The sequence below is a fragment of the Herbihabitans rhizosphaerae genome (assembly GCF_004216555.1).
GTDB lineage: Bacteria > Actinomycetota > Actinomycetes > Mycobacteriales > Pseudonocardiaceae > Herbihabitans > Herbihabitans rhizosphaerae.
The window spans coordinates 35058-50159 of the sequence record NZ_SGWQ01000011.1 but is presented as its reverse complement, the minus strand read 5'-3'; the positions used below and the strand labels follow the sequence as shown (position 1 = coordinate 50159).

Here is a 15102-nt window from a genome sequence, read left to right as displayed (position 1 = left end):
CCCATGAGCGGTACCGTGACGACGTCGTCGCCCAATCAACGGCGCGCCGGCCCTGTGGTTACGTCCCCGGTTCGCCGGGTTACCCCGCCGCGCTGGGAGCCAGCCACTCCCGCAGCCTCGGCGGCACCCGCTTCTCCAGCCCGTAGTTTTCCAGATGAGCGTGGAAGACCTCGTCGAACGCGCGCTCGACACTCCGCGCGTCCCAGGTCTCCCGCTCCAGTATCGGCTGCTTGAGGTGCGGCTGGCCGACGATGTGCAGCTGCGGGCCGTTGCACCGGATCATCTGCCCGGTGATGCCCTGCGCCCGGTCGCTCAGCAAGTAGAGCACCAGCGGCGCGATCCGGTCCGGCGTGCGGTCCGGCGGGCAGTCGCGCAGCGCCCGCTCGCTCTTGCGCACCATCCTGGTGTGCGCGAGCGGGCAGACCGCGTTCACCCGGATCCCGGAATCCTCCAGGTCCAGCGCCCACGAGTAGGTCAGCGACGCCACCGCGCCCTTGCTGGCCGCGTACACGCCGAGCTTGCGCTGGCCGAGCGACGCGCCGGAGGACACGTTCACGATCGCGCCGCCGCCGCGCTCCACCATCGCCCGAACGGCGGCCACCCCGGTGTGCACCACACCGAGCACGTTCACCTCGATCAGCTCCCTGGCCTGATCGAGGTCCTCCTCCCAGGGCAGCGCCTCGTAGTTGAGGCCCGCGTTGTTCACCAGCCCGTCGATCGTGCCGTACTCCTTCACGCAGAGATCCACGATCGCCGCGGCCTGCGCCGGATCGGCCACCGAGTGCCCGCTCGGCACCGCGCACCCGCCGTCCTCGCCGATCACCCCGACGACGTCGTAGGCCAGCTCCACGTCCACGTCGTTCACCACGACCGCGGCACCGGCGCGCGCCGCGTGCACGGCGAACGCCCTGCCGAGCCCGCGACCGGCTCCGGTCACCACCACCGCTTTGCCATCCAGGTTGCTCATCGACCGTCCTCCCTGATCACGCCTGTGTGGGCCGCCAGTTTTCCGCGACGATCATGGTCGAGGAGACGACCTTCCGGCGGGTCGCGCCGAGCGGTTCCGGGCGTGCGGCGAACGCGTCAGGGCCATTAGTCCGCACCAGAGCGGAAGGCCGAAGTGTGCGCGAATTCAGCACGGCGTAACGAATCGGGGACACAGCGCGCCAACCGATTGAGTACTGTGTGCGAGGGGCCGGTGACCACTAGCCAGGGACGCCGCCATCCAGCTGGGCCTGTTTGGCAAACGGTAACGACCGCGATACCAGCTGTCATGGTGGACGATGGTTAGGGTTACCGAACGCGGGGACGGTGACAGGCATGCGCCTGCCACACAGGCGAGGGGAAGTAGAACGTGAGTCGAACGGCGCCCGGGATGACCGCGCCTCTCGCGGTGACCGAGTTCCGTGCGCTCTGGATGGCCGAGGCGCAATCGGTGGCCGGCGACCAGCTCGCCAAGGTGGCCCTGGCCATCCTGGTGTACGAGCGCACCCGGTCCGCGCTGGCCGCCGCCGCCGTGTACGCCCTGACCTTCCTCCCGGCGCTCGCCGGCGGGCTGGGGCTGTCCCACCTCGCCGACAAGTACCCGCGCAAGCGCGTGATGGTGGTGTGCACCGGGCTGCAGGCCGTGCTCGTCGGCCTGATGGCCATTCCCGGCACGCACCTGCTGATCATGTGCGCGCTGCTGATCACCGTCCAGGTCGTGCAGTCGCCGTTCTTCGCGGCACAGAACGCCACCACGAGACAGGTGTTCACCGACGACGAGATGTACCTGCGCAGCCAGGACCTGCGCGGCATGACCACCAACACGATGATGCTGCTCGGGCTCGCGGTCGGCGGCCTGCTGGTCACCGCGATCGGCGCGCACTGGGCGCTGGCGATCAACTCCGCGACCTTCGCGATCACCACGTTCATCGTGCAGCGGTGGGTGGTCGACCGGCCGGCCGCCGGCGGCGCCGCCACCAGGATGTTCGACGGCGCGCGGTGGGCGTTCGGCCGGCGCGACGTGCGGGTGCTGCTCACGCTGTCGTGGCTGGTCGGCCTGGCCGTGGTGCCCGAGGGTCTGGCCGCACCGCTCGCCTCGGAGATGAACGCGCCGGCGGCGGCCACCGGCTGGCTGCTCGCCGCCGATCCGCTCGGATACGTGATCGGCACGTTCGTGCTGTCCCGATACCTGACGGCGGACACCCGCAAGCGGATCGTGGGCATTCTCGCGGTCACGGCGCTGGCCCTGCTGACCGTGTTCGCGCTCAAACCGAGCCTGCCGGTCGCACTGCTGCTGCTGATGCTGTCCGGCGCGGTCGGGGCCTACCAGATCACCGTGATCGCCATGTTCAACACATGGGTGCCCGACGAGGTGCGCGGCGGCGCGATCGGCATCGCGCGCACCGGGCTTCGGGTCGCCCAGGGCGTGGGGGTGGCTCTGGGTGGCGCCGTTGCGGAAGGCATCGGACCGGCGATGACCATCGCCCTCGCCGGCGGTGTGGGAATCCTGATAGCCGTGCCAGCGGCAGTGGCCTGGCACCGACTCAGCAACGAAAATCTGAGCCTTGCGACTAATGGATAGAAAGGTCGCTTCACCAGTCACGTTCGACGCGCATCAGAAACCTCCTCGTGGTGTGACCCCCAACCGACGACGCGAGCTAAAGATCACCAGTCACGCTCGACCACAGGGTCTCACCACCTCTCGGGGGACCGGCGCGGCACGCGTGGGCGCCGCGGCGTGAGCTGGCTGGACGACCTGCCTGAACGACGGCCGGCCCCCACCGCCGAGGCGGCGAGAACCGAACCTGCCGCCCGGGTGGCTGTGGCAGGACGACCCGCCGGCCGCGAGGAACGACCGGTACGTACGATTTTGACTCTTTCGTGCCAAGCTGGACAGATGCTGCGCCCAATTGCCGCGCACTTGCGTACCTGGGCGTTGTGGTCACAGCCACGCCGAGTCGTCTGGTACGTGGTTCTGCTGGACCTCTTCGCGGTCAGCGGCGCCATCGTCGCGGCGCTGACCAGCAGAAACCCGACCACACAGGACTGGGGCCGGCTGGTGGCACTCGCCCTGTGCGCCGTGGTGCACCTGCAGGTGTCCCGCCGCCACGAAGAGAACCGGCGGCGGCGTAAGCCGACCACGCACATCGGCCTGGTGACCATCTGGGCGTTTCCGGCGGTTCTCGTGCTGCCGCTGCCACTCACGTTGCTGCTGATTCTGATCACCCGCGCTCAGCGCTGGTTCATTGTTCGGAGGCCGCTGTACCGGTTCACCTTCTCCGCGGCGGGCACGGTGCTCGCGACAGTCGCCGCCGACGGGCTGCTTCGCCTGTCGGGTGACCGCCACTGGATCGACCTCGGCTGGTTGGACTCACTGCGCGAGTTGGGCATCCTCGCGGTGGTCGCGCTCGTGTACGTGGCCATCCAGGCGATCGTGATCGGCGGCGCGATCGCGCTGTCCACCACGAAGCTCTCCTGGGCGACCGTGCTCGGCACCAAGGAGGACAACGAGCTGGAGTTGACAACGGTCGCACTAGGAATCATCACAGCCGTCCTGCTGATCAATGCCCCTGCAGTGTTGGCGGTGATGGTACTGGTGGGAGTGCTCGGCGACCGAATCGCGGACATAAGACAACTTCAGGTCGACGTGCGGACCGACTCGAAGACCGGCCTGCTGAACATGCGCGGATGGCGGGACTCCGCGCTGCGCGAGTTCGAGCGGGCGAGCCGGGGAAACGGCCGGTTCGCGCTTCTGATGGTGGATCTCGACCATTTCAAGGCGATCAACGACACCTGGGGGCATCCGGCGGGCGACGACGTGCTGCGCGGTGTCGGCGAAACACTGCGCGGTGAGACCCGGCCCGCGGACACCATCGGCCGGTTCGGCGGCGAGGAGTTCGTGCTGCTGCTGCCCGGCATGCGAGAGCACGAGGCGGCCATCGCGGCGGAGCGCCTTCGCGGCACGATCGCCGAGCTGCGCGTCACCACCACGGACAAAATGGGCGAGCCGATCGAGGTCGCGGACCGCACCACGTCGATCGGCGTCGCCGTCTACCCGACCGACGCCGACACCCTGGACGGCCTGATCCAGGCGGCCGACGCGGCTGTCTACGAGGCCAAGGAGAACGGCCGCAACCAGGTGCGGATGGCGCCCGCGTCACAGCTCGCGATATCCGGGGACCAGGACGCGTCACACGGGGTAACCTCCGACAGGTGACTCGGCGCTCGACGACTCCCGCGCCGTGATCACGGCGCCCGAGGACCCCGCGCACCTCTCCGCGCGGTGGCCGCTCCCCCGTCTGCCGAGATCGCTGTGGCTGATCGCGGTCACCCTCGCGGTGCTGGGCTTCGGCGTGATCGCCTCCCGGTCGGAGGCACCGACTCCCACCCCGCCGACGGCGGACACCATCGCCGCCACCCGCGCGATCGACGCGCTGCTGCATCCCGAGTCCGGCCGCGACCCGATCACCGAGCTGCCGGCAGACTTCACCACGGTGACCGGCGTGACCCCGGTGCACCTGCCCGCCCCGGACGGCACCACGCGCGCGGTGCACGTGGACGGCGGCTGCTCGACACCGTGGGGCGACGACAACACCCGCTGGGACTACTCGGTCGGCTGCAAGGCGCACGATCTCGGGTACGACCTGCTGCGCTACTCCTACGCCAAGGGCCAGACCCTGGACCCGCGGCTGCGCCGCGCACTGGACGACAAGCTGTCCGCCGACATGCACGGCCGCTGCGACACCAACCCGCGCTCCTCGGCCGAGCTGTGCCAGGTCGTGGCGTCGCTGTACTCGGTGGGGCTGGTGGTCAACTCCTGGCACCAGCGCTGGGGACCGCCGGTGCACGCGCCGGTCGAGCCGTGGACGATCGCGCTGATCATGGCCGCGATCCTGCTGCTCACCCGGATCCGGATGCCCCGCCGGCTGCCCGGACTTCGCGGCGCCGCGCTCCCGGTCACCCCGCCGCCGGCCGGCCGGTTCACCCACGCCCGCACGATCAGCCTGGCCGGCATCGTGCTCGGCGAGTCGGCCCTGGCGCTGGCCCACTGGGGCGGTGCCGGCGTGCCCGGCTGGCTGTGGCCGCTGACCTGGCTGCTGCAGCTCGCGCCGGTGTTCTTCTTCGCGGGCGGACACGCGAACCTGATCAGCTGGCGGGACGCGCAGGCGGCCGGCGCCGGCTACGGCGGCTACCTCGCCGCGCGCACCGGCTGGCTGATCCGTCCGGCGTTCGCGTTCCTCGCCGCCTGGCTCGTCGTGCCGCTGTCACTGGAGCTGCTCGGCGCGCCGGACACGGCGGTCACCACGGTGGGGCGGATCGTCGTGCAGCCGCTGTGGCTGCTCGGCCTGTACCTGATCACGGTCGCGGTCACCCCGGTACTCGGCTGGCTGCACGAGCGGCTGGGTCTGCTGGTGCCCGGCGCGCTGGCGCTGCTCGTGGCGCTGGTCGACTGGCTGACCGAGTCGGCGGCCACTGGTGCCGCCGGCGGTGCGGGGGACGTGGTGCTCGCCGTGCTGTTCGCGCAGCTCGCGTTCGCGCACGGCACGCTGGCCCGGCTGCCAGTGGTGACACTGGCCGTCACCGGTGCGCTGGCGTCGGCCGGGCTGGTGCTGCTGACCACGGTCGGCGGCGCGTCGGCGATGCTGATCACGGTGCCGACCGGTGCGGTCACCTCGCTCGCCCCCTCGCCGCTGTGCGTGCTGCTGCTCGGCACGGCCCAACTCGCCGCGCTGTACACCCTGGGCCGCCGGCACGCCGTCCGGCCGGTCACCTGGCGACCGCTGGAGATCGTGCGCGCCGCGCCGATGACCGCCTACCTGGGCTACGTCGCCGTGCTGATGGCCGTCGTGGGCCTGGTCGCCGCGATCCGGGCGGACACGCTGCCCACGACCGGCGTCACCTGGCTGCTGCGGCCGCGCACCCTGGTGGCGCTCGCGCTGGTGGCACTGCCCGCGGTGATCGCGTTCCGCTGGTTCGAGCGGCACCGGCCGGCCGCGGTCACCGCGCGCCGCCCGAGATCGGCCGCCGACGTGGTGGCCGCGGCACTCGGGGTCGGGTTCGGCACGCTCGGCATCCTGGCGTTCGCGGTCTGCGGACTCACCGGCGCGCCGGCGCCGACCGTGCTCGGGCTGCCGTCCAGCCCCATGCACAACCTGGTGCACGTGCTGCTCGGCTGGTACCTGCTGCACGTGGTGCGCACCGACCTGGCCTGGCGCGCGCGGGTGTGGCTGCTGTCCTCGTTCGCCGCGGCCGCGCTGGCGATCACCACGGACTCCGCGCTCGGCATCGCGGTGCACGCTGGCGCGGCGGCGATCATGCTGGTCACGGCGGGTATCGTGCTGCGACTCGGGGTCACCGAACCGGCGGTCCAGACCGCGGCACCGTGACCGGCGGCACGCCGTGGTTGCGCGGTATGGCCCATCGGCGGATGCGACTTGTGCCACCCTACGGACAACCTCGGGCGCGTCCGCCACGTCTCACCGGGTACCAGGGGTGGGTAACGCACGCGTCACGACAACAGGGATGATCGCTCACAGTCGCGGGCTAACCCGACGGGAGGAGGACGAGTGGACAACCGGCCGCCGAGGCCCGGGGGCAACCAAGGCCGCCCGGCTCGACCGCGGGTGCCGTCGACACGTGACGCCGGTCCGCCGCCTCCCGGCCGCCGCCAGCCTCCGCCGGGTGGCCAGCCCGGCGGTCAACCGGGTCGGGGCGCCGCACCGCAGCCGCGCCGCCGTCCGACCGACGCGCGCTGGGAGCCGCGGCCGTCGGAGCGCCCCCGCCAGCCGGCACCGGCGCGCCCCAAACCGATCAGCCCCGGCCGGCGCAACGCCCTGACCGGCGGCAAGACCGTGCTCGGGCTGGTGTCGGCGCTGGTGCTCGCGTTCACCGGCTACTACTGGGGCGTGTACGCGGACACGACCGGCGGATTCACCACCGCCGACGTGATCGGCGAGGGCGGTGGCGGCGAGCGTCCGGCCGACGGCGCGGTGGACATCCTGCTGGTCGGCATGGACAGCCGCACCGACGCGCAGGGCAAGCCGCTGCCGAAGGAGAAGCTGGCCGAGCTGAGCGCGGGCCAGTCCGACGGCGAGCTGAACACCGACACGCTGATCCTGGTGCGGATCCCGAACGACGGCTCGAAGGCCATCGGCGTGTCCTTCCCGCGCGACTCCTACGTGGAGATCCCCCCGGTCGGCAACGAAAGTCCCGGCTTCGGACGACACAAGATCAACTCTGCGTACGCCAGGGCCAAGCTCGCCGGCATGGAGAAGCTGCGCAAGGAGGGCGTCACCGACCAGGCAGACCTGGAGGTGCGCTCCAACCAGGTCGGCGCGAAAACCCTGATCGGCACCCTGCAGAAGCTCACCGGCGTGACCATCGACCACTATGCCGCGGTCAACCTGCTCGGGTTCTACGACATCAGCAAGGCGATCGGCGGAATCGACGTGTGCCTCAACGGACCGGTGAACGACCGCTACTCCGGCGCGAAGTTCCCGGCCGGCCAACAGATCCTGCAGGGCGCGCAGGCGCTGGCGTTCGTCCGGCAGCGACACGGCCTGCCCAACGGCGACCTGGACCGGATCGTGCGCCAGCAGGTGTTCATGAGCGGAATGGCGAAGAAGGTGCTGTCCAGCGGCACGCTCACCGACTCCGACAAGCGGACGGCACTGGCCGATGCGGTGCGCAAGTCGGTGGTGCTGGACAAGAACTGGAACGTGATCGACTTCGCCACCAAGATGCAGACCATCAGCGGCGGCAACGTCGATTTCAGGACGGTCCCACATGGGCGGCTCGATCTGAACACCTCGGACGGCGACGCGATCGAGGTCATCCCACGCGACGTCCAGGGCTTTTTCAAGAGCATGCTCGGCGGCCAGCAGCCCACGAGCGAGTCGCCGCCCACCTCGTCGACGCCACCGGGCAACGCGCAGAACGCGGCGATCACCGTCGACGTGCGCAACACGACCACCGTGGACGGGCTCGCCAACCGGATCCTGACCGAGCTGACCAACCAGGGCTTCACCGGCGGCACCGCGGACACCGCGAAGTCGCGGTCCAAGTCGGCGATCCAGTACGCCAAGGGCGACCGGGCCAGCGCCGAGCGGGTCGCCGCGGCGCTGGGCGGCGGCTTCGCGCTCGAACAGGACACCAGCCTGAGCAAGGGCAAGGTGGTCGTGCTGCTGGGCAAGGACAAGGCCACCGGTGGCGGCAACCGCCTCGCACCCGAGCCGCTGCTGCAGCTCAACGGCCCGGCCATGGCGGCCCAGCCGAACTCCCCAGGGTGCGTCAACTGACCCCTTGACCTGCGCTGAACGCCCGGATTCGCCACCCATTTGGAGCAATCCGGAGCATGATCTGCGTCAACCGCGTAAGGAACCGGACCTTCGTCGCTTCCTCTAGTGCGGGCCGCACGCGATGTTGGCCCGCCGGGAGGGGGCCCGACACCGCGGGCCCCGCTAGAACGAAGGCGGCAGGCAGTGCGGATCGACGCGGCGACCTACCAGCGGGTGCTCGGCGACGAGCTGCGCCGGCTGCGAAAGCAGCGCGGCTGGACCCGCAAGGACCTCAACGCCCACTTGCAGAGCGACATCTCCCTGCAGACGCTGGCCACCTACGAGCTGGGCACCCGGCAGTGCTCGGTGGTCCGGCTCGTGGAGATCTGCTTCGCGCTCGACGAACTCCCGCACGAGGTGATCGCGCGCGTGCACGACCGCGTGTTCACCGGATCCCCGCGCGGTCATCTGCTGCTCGACCTGCGCCAGGTGGTCAACGACAACCAGCCGGAGTTGCTGCCCCTGCGCCGCTGGGCGCGCGGCAAGCTCGCGGAGAGCAACGGCGACGGCCGGGGCAACGGTCCGCAGGTGCGGCTGGACATCACCGCGCTGGAGCGGATGGCCGAACTGTGCGGCATGGAAACCAGGGACCTGATCGCCAGACTGCGCCACCTCGGCAGCTCCCCCGCCGACGCCTAACCCTCTGACCTGCACCTTTGCGCCGTGCGGGACTTTAGCGGGCTAAAGTACGCGGGCACACGCGGACGCCCATGTCAAATCGCTCATCCACAGGCCTTCGACCTGCTGCGATCACACAGCGTTGCGGCCCACGCGCCCGGTGGGGCCGGACTTTAGCCCGCTAAAGTCCGTCGGGGTCAGACTCAGGCGGGGATCTTCTTGCCGCGGCGGCGCGGGGCCGGATCGCGGTGCGCCCGTGAGGAGACCAGCTCGAAGTCCGACGGCTCCACCTTGCGGGTGCGGGCCCAGTACCGGAACGTGAAGCCCGGCCAGATCGTGCGGTTCACGCCCTTGGCGTCGAGGTACCAGCTCTTGCAGCCGCCCTGCGTCCACACGCCGTTCTCCAGCTTGCGCTGGATCTCCTCGTTGAACGCCTGCTGCGCGGCCGACCGCACCTCGATGGTGTCCGCGCCGTTGCGCTCGGTCACCTTCATCGCGTCCGCGACGTACCGGATCTGCGACTCGATCATGAACACGACGGAGTTGTGCCCGAGTGCGGTGTTCGGCCCGAGCAGGAAGAACAGGTTCGGGAACCCGCTGACGGTGATCCCGTTGTGCGTGTGGATGCCGTTGGTCCGCCACTCCTTGGCCAGATCGCGGCCGTCCCGCCCGGTGATGCTGAGGTAGTCGTACCCGTCGGTGACGTGGAACCCGGTGCCGTAGATGATCGCGTCGACCTCGCGCTCCACGCCGGCCGAGTCCACGATGCTGTGCGCACGCACCTCGGCCACACCGTCGGTCACCAGGTGCACGTTGTCCCGGTTGAACGTCGGGTAGTAGTCGTTGGCGATCAGCACGCGCTTGCAGCCCATCACGTAGTCGGGCGTGAGCTTGCGGCGCAGCTCGCGATCCTTCACGTTGCGCCTGATGTTCAGCTCGGCGAGCTTCTGCGCGGCCTTGAGCAGGCCGGGGTGACCGTTGAAGCCGACCGCGCGCACCTCGAGCAGCCAGTACAGGAAGTTGCGGTACAACCGCTGCGCGCCGGGCACCTTCTGGAACAGCGTCTTGGACCACTGCGGCATGGCGTGGTCGGGCTTGGGCATGACCCACGGCGGCGTGCGCTGGAACAGATGCAGCTCGCCGACCTCGGGCGCGATCCGGGGCACGAACTGGATCGCGCTCGCGCCGGTCCCGACCACGGCGACCCGCTTGCCGGCCAGGTCGTAGTCGTGGTTCCACCGCGCGGAGTGGAACGTCTCGCCCTTGAACTTCTCGATGCCGGGCAGCGCGGGGACGTTCGGGATATGCAACCCGCCGATGCCGGACACGAGGTAGCGCGCGCGGAACGTGCGGCCGTCCCCGGTGGCGACGCGCCAGGTGGCGGTCTCGCCGTCCCACTCGGCGCCGGTGACCTCGACTCCGAACCGGATGTGCTTGCGCAGGTCGTACTTGTCGGCCACGCCGCGCAGGTAGTCCCAGATCTCGGCCTGCCCGGAGAACGAGCGCGTCCAGTCGGGGTTCTGCTCGAAGGAGAACGAGTACATGTGCGACTGGATGTCGCAGGCACAGCCGGGGTAGGTGTTGTCCCGCCAGGTGCCGCCGACGTCGTGGGCCTTCTCCAGCACCACGAAGTCGTGCCGGCCCTCCTTCTTGAGCTGGATGGCCATGCCGAGACCGGAGAACCCGGTGCCGACGATCACGGTGCCGTAATCGGTGCGCTCGCCCACTTGTTCGTCCTCCAGGTCCGCGAGTGTTACTCGTCGTCCACCTTACCTGGAGTAGGTTACTTGCGGTAGAGTCAATTTCGTGACGACCTCCGAACAGGCGACCCCGCGCAAGCGCCGGATGCCGAGAGCCGAGCGCGAACGCCAGATGATGGAGGTCGCCGAGGAGGTCTTCGCCGAGCGCGGGTACGTCGCCGCCTCCATGGACGAGATCGCCGAGCGCGTCGGCGTGTCCAAGCCGATGCTCTACGAGTACTTCGGCTCCAAGGAGGGCCTGCTCGTCGCGTGCATCAGGCAGGCGAGGGCGGAGCTGCTGCGGGTCACCGCCGAGGCGACCGCCGCGGCCGCGAACGATCCGGAGACCGCGTTCCGCGCCGGGCTCGTCGCGTACTTCCGATTCGCCGTCGACCACGGCGTGGCCTGGTCGCTGCTGAGTTCGGAGGCCGCCGTCGTCGGTCCACAGACCGCCGACGAGGTCGAGGCCGTGCGGCAGCAGCAGACCAACCTGATCAGCGTCACCATGAGCGCGTACGCGCCGGAAGTGGCGCAGGGCGCCCTGGACGCGTTCGCTGAGATCATCGTGGGCGGCTGCGAGCGGCTCGCCCTGTGGTGCGGGCGACGCGGCGACGTCACGCCGGAGCAGGCCGCCGAGCACATAATGCGGCTGATGTGGAGCGGGCTGAAGGATTCGCTCCCCGCCGAAAAGTAACCGAGCGTCGAGTACCGAAAGCACTCTCTGTATCGATCAGCAAGAGTGATCTTGTGTTCCAACGCGCGAAATCACGTCGGATCGGTTTAGCTGCGTCATAGGTGCACGCCGTCGTGGTCAACACAGTGGGAGCACGGTGTTACGGAGAGGGGCGCAAAATGGACCCGATCGAAGCGAACTACGTCCCGGACGGGGACGATTGGAAGATCACGGTCACCGGCAGAGGCAAAACGCTGACCGCCACGGCACCCGGTCTGATCGCGGCGCGCGATCGCGCCGACCAGCTCGTCGAGAAGCTGGCGCCGAACGAGGAACACAGGACCGTGGTGCACTTGCTCGACGGCGACGCGTTCGAGTTCACCTCGGCGTATCTGACCGCGCGGATGACCATGCCGGAGGCATCGAGGGAGCCGGCGCCGGTCGAGCAGGTGGCCGAGAAAGAGGCCAAGCCCGCGGAGAAGGAGAAGCCGGCGGCCAAGCCGAAACCCCGCCGGCGCAGGACCGGAGGCGCGGCGAGTGCCGAGAAGCCGGCGGCGGAGACGGTCGAGAAACCGGCCGAGACGGCAAAGGCTTAGGCACTGAGAACACGACGAGCGGGGACCCGCCCCACGCGTGGGCGGCGGGTCCCGCCGCCGTCAGCGGAACAGCTTGCGGATCAGCAGAAACAGGACCAGCGCACCGACCCCGATCAGCGGGTACTTCACCTTGGGGTCGTCCAGCTTGGCCTGGGCGCTCGTCTTGGCGTCCTCGGCCAGCCGCTTGGGGCTCGTCTTGTCGCTCAACTGGTCCAACGTCGACGCCAGCGCGTCGCGCGCCTGCTCGATCTCACGCTGGATGGTGTCCGGATCGCGCGCCACGTGTCCTCCTACGAGCGTCCTCGTGTGAGCCACCACGGTAGATCACGCCGCACTGACCCGTGCATCGACCACGCCGTCACTGGTTAAGCTGGCCCCACCTGGGGGCCGTAGCCCAATTGGCAGAGGCACTGGATTTAGGTTCCAGCCAGTGGGGGTTCGAGTCCCCCCGGCCCCACTCGCACCGGGGACGTGTCCGCGGAGAGCGCGGACCGGGGTCGCTCGTCGTATCTCTGGGGGACGACCCCCAGACCCCCGATGTTCGGATACTGGCACGTTAGGTCCACAGTCGGACGGCGGAGTCTAGGCCCCCGAGGGCGTGAGCACGATGCGGCCGAACACCTCCCCGGCCGCCATTTTCCGGTGAGCCAGTACGGCTTGCTCCAGGGGCAGCACCTCGTGCACGACCGGGTGCAGCTCGCCGCGACTTCCAGCGGCGAGCAGCTCGGCGGTCACGGCGCGTTGGTCGGGTTCGGGCACGGTGTCCGCGCTGAAGGTCGCGAACGACATCGATTTCCGGAACGCCGAGATCATCGCCGTGCCGAAGTCGGCGGGCGGGAAGCCGGCGACCGCGCCGACGGCCACCATGCGACCGTTCGGGTTGAGCTTGGCAAGGAACGACGGCGTGGCGGCGCCCGCGACGATGTCGATGACGACGTCGTAGCCCGAGGGAGCGTCCTGGCCGCCATCGCCGGCGCGGTCCAGCACGTGCGTCGCGCCGAGCGTGCGAAGGCGACCGCCGCGTTCGGCCGACGATGTCGTGACCGCCACCGCACTGGCGCCGGCACGAGCCGCGAGCTGGACCGTCATGATCCCGATGCCGCCGGCCGCGCCGCGCACGAGCACCGACTCGCCGGGAGCGAAGTGGGCATGGCGAAGGCCGAAATGGGCCACCATTCCGGAGCTGCCGAGCGTCACCGCGTCGACGGCCGACAGGGTCGCCGGGAGCGGGATGAGCGTCGCGGCGGCGGCGGTCACCTGCTCGGCGTAGCCGCCGCCGAGGCCCGTGAAAGACCAGACGCGCCGACCGACCCACGACGGGTCGACGCCATCGCCGACCGCGGTCACCGTGCCCGCGATCTCGCTGCCGAGGATGTGCCCCTCCTCGAAACCCCGGGCGCCGAGAATGCCGCTGCGGATCACTGCGTCGACACCGCCCACGCCGATCGCCTCGGTGGCGATCAGTACCTGCCCGTCAGCCGGACTCGGGTCGGGGAGGTCGACGATCGCGAGCCCCTCTGGTTTTCCGAACGTATGGATCGCGACTGCTCTCATGTCCACCGACGCTAACGGACGCCGCCGTCCGTTTAGCTAAAGTGAGAGCGGTGACCGACCGTTTGCCTCGCACCTTGCGCTCCGACGCCCGGGACAACCGAGAACGCATACTCGACGCGGCCCGCGCGGTGTTCGCCGCCGAAGGTCTGGAGGCGCCCATGCGAGAGATCGCCCGCGGCGCGGAGGTAGGCCCGGCCACCCTGTACCGCCACTTCCCGACCAAGGAGCTGCTGGTCACCGAGGCGTTCACGGACCAGATGCGCGCCTGCTACGTCGTGGCCGACGAGGGCCTCGCCGACCCGGATCCGTGGCGCGGCTTCTGCCTGGTGATCGAGAAGGTCTGCGAACTGCAGGCACGCGACCACGGCTTCACCGCGGCCTTCATGTCGACCTACCCCAACGCGATCGATTTCACCGCGGACCGCGAGCGCACGCTGAAATCGATCGCCGAACTGGCCCGCCGCGCCAAGGAAACCGGCCACCTGCGCGCCGATTTCGTCCTGGACGACCTGATCCTCATCCTCATGGCCAACAGCGGCATCCAGGCCACCTCCCCGGCCGCCCGGATCGCGGCCTCCCGACGCTTCGCCGCGCTCGCGATCCAGGCACTCCGCGCCTCGTCGGACGCCTCGCCGCTACCGCCCGCGGCACGGTTGACGCCCGCGTTGTCGACACGTCGGCGCGATCCCGACAAGCGAACCGGATGACCAACGGACAGGGGTCACCAGGACGCGACATCAATGCGGGAGCCGTTGGCGGTAACGGCGAAGCTCGCGATGCAGCACGTCGCGGCGGCCGGGCGGGCGCAGCCTGGGCGGCTCCAACTGGCCCGGACAGTGGCCGGCGAGCAGGTCGGCCATGAACGTGCGCGCTTCCCGGGGAGTCGGGAGCACCGTCTCGCCCCGGTACGCGATGGCGATCGTCTCGGCGCCCTGCCGGATCTCCAGCACGGCGGACCAGCCGTTGACCTCGTTCCAGGCCAGCGCCAGGTCGAGATCGGGAAACTCGGGGTGCCGGGCGTCCAGCGCGAGATAGATCGTGGCGAGCCGCCCGACCTCGCACCAGTACCCGTGATCGGGCACGCCGACCGCCGCCGCCACGGCCCGCGCATAGTTGGACAACGGCCCGAGTGGGACCTCTTCGTACCGGTATCTCGGCAATGGATGCGCACCCATGCGTGCGGGGTACCCGAAACGAGCACCCCCAAATCTCCATTCGTGGAAGAGTTTGCCACGTGTTGACCGACCTGTTGGCCGAGATCGAGCGTCAAGGTGACCCAGCCGCGGTCGGCCTGGAGTTGTTCTTCGACGGCAACGACGATCCGGCCTCGATCGGCTGCAACCTCGACGAGCATCCCGGCGTCGGCACGTTCGCCAGAGTGCTGCGCGCGGTACGGGATCGGCCCGAGGTCGATGACGTCCTGGTCGGCATCTCCGAGGTGATGCCGGACGGCGAGTGGCCGTTCAGCGACACCGTCCACGTGCTCACCGCCGCATCCGCCGGTGACGTCGCCGGGTGGGTGGCCGGTCTCGGACCGGACGACGTGGCCAAGGCGGAGTTGAACGGCCGGCCCGCGATCGCGCTCTGGTGGGACTGAGCGC

Annotated in this window: 14 protein-coding genes and 1 tRNA gene; 10 read left to right on the top strand and 5 right to left on the bottom strand. The window is 69.9% G+C overall.

Features of this window, described 5'->3' with window-relative positions; translation table 11 throughout:
* Positions 1-79: 79 nt before the first annotated feature.
* Complete coding sequence (locus EV193_RS26455) at positions 80-967, bottom strand: SDR family NAD(P)-dependent oxidoreductase (protein ID WP_130347629.1); 888 nt, start codon at positions 965-967, stop codon at positions 80-82.
* Positions 968-1375: 408 nt separating this feature from the next.
* Between EV193_RS26455 and EV193_RS26450 the strand changes: the two genes are divergently transcribed.
* From EV193_RS26450 to EV193_RS26430, 5 genes are all read left to right on the top strand, one after another.
* On the top strand, positions 1376-2566 hold the full coding sequence (locus tag EV193_RS26450) for an MFS transporter (protein WP_130347627.1): 1191 nt from the start codon (positions 1376-1378) through the stop codon (positions 2564-2566).
* Positions 2567-2881: 315 nt separating this feature from the next.
* A complete protein-coding gene (locus EV193_RS26445) occupies positions 2882-4201 on the top strand; it encodes a GGDEF domain-containing protein (protein WP_130347625.1) in 1320 nt (439 codons plus the stop codon).
* A 25-nt stretch (positions 4202-4226) separates the two neighbouring features.
* Positions 4227-6371, top strand: a complete 2145-nt coding sequence (locus EV193_RS26440; protein WP_130347624.1) for a phospholipase A2 — start codon at positions 4227-4229, stop codon at positions 6369-6371.
* A gap of 237 nt (positions 6372-6608) precedes the next feature.
* Positions 6609-8282, top strand: a complete 1674-nt coding sequence (locus EV193_RS26435; RefSeq protein ID WP_130347622.1) for an LCP family protein — start codon at positions 6609-6611, stop codon at positions 8280-8282.
* 183 nt (positions 8283-8465) lie between these two features.
* Entirely contained in the window at positions 8466-8960 is a 495-nt protein-coding gene (locus EV193_RS26430) for a helix-turn-helix domain-containing protein (protein ID WP_130347620.1), read from the top strand.
* 182 nt (positions 8961-9142) lie between these two features.
* Here the strand turns inward: EV193_RS26430 and EV193_RS26425 are convergent, their stop codons facing one another.
* Entirely contained in the window at positions 9143-10666 is a 1524-nt protein-coding gene (locus EV193_RS26425) for a flavin-containing monooxygenase (RefSeq protein ID WP_278044219.1), read from the bottom strand.
* A gap of 79 nt (positions 10667-10745) precedes the next feature.
* On the opposite strand from EV193_RS26425, the gene EV193_RS26420 reads away from it, so the two are divergent.
* Positions 10746-11372 (top strand): TetR/AcrR family transcriptional regulator, encoded by a 627-nt coding sequence (locus tag EV193_RS26420; protein ID WP_341273203.1) that lies wholly within the window; start codon positions 10746-10748, stop codon positions 11370-11372.
* A 158-nt stretch (positions 11373-11530) separates the two neighbouring features.
* Entirely contained in the window at positions 11531-11947 is a 417-nt protein-coding gene (locus tag EV193_RS26415) for a hypothetical protein (protein WP_130347616.1), read from the top strand.
* Between the two features lie 60 nt (positions 11948-12007).
* Here EV193_RS26415 and EV193_RS26410 read toward each other — a convergent pair whose 3' ends face one another.
* Entirely contained in the window at positions 12008-12229 is a 222-nt protein-coding gene (locus tag EV193_RS26410; protein WP_130347614.1) for a DUF3618 domain-containing protein, read from the bottom strand.
* A 101-nt stretch (positions 12230-12330) separates the two neighbouring features.
* On the opposite strand from EV193_RS26410, the gene EV193_RS26405 reads away from it, so the two are divergent.
* Positions 12331-12404 (top strand) — tRNA-Leu (locus EV193_RS26405).
* 125 nt (positions 12405-12529) lie between these two features.
* Here EV193_RS26405 and EV193_RS26400 read toward each other — a convergent pair.
* The gene (locus EV193_RS26400; protein WP_130347612.1) at positions 12530-13501 is read right to left on the bottom strand and encodes a zinc-binding dehydrogenase; all 972 of its coding nucleotides are present in this window, start codon (positions 13499-13501) and stop codon (positions 12530-12532) included.
* Positions 13502-13551: 50 nt separating this feature from the next.
* Here EV193_RS26400 and EV193_RS26395 point away from each other — a divergent pair, with 50 nt between their 5' ends.
* A complete protein-coding gene (locus EV193_RS26395) occupies positions 13552-14208 on the top strand; it encodes a TetR/AcrR family transcriptional regulator (protein WP_130347610.1) in 657 nt (218 codons plus the stop codon).
* Positions 14209-14238: 30 nt separating this feature from the next.
* Here the strand turns inward: EV193_RS26395 and EV193_RS26390 are convergent, their stop codons facing one another.
* Positions 14239-14676, bottom strand: coding sequence for a DUF6292 family protein (locus EV193_RS26390; RefSeq protein ID WP_130347608.1), 438 nt, complete (start codon positions 14674-14676; stop codon positions 14239-14241).
* Between the two features lie 59 nt (positions 14677-14735).
* On the opposite strand from EV193_RS26390, the gene EV193_RS26385 reads away from it, so the two are divergent.
* Complete coding sequence (locus EV193_RS26385; protein ID WP_130347606.1) at positions 14736-15098, top strand: hypothetical protein; 363 nt, start codon at positions 14736-14738, stop codon at positions 15096-15098.
* Positions 15099-15102 lie beyond the last annotated feature (4 nt).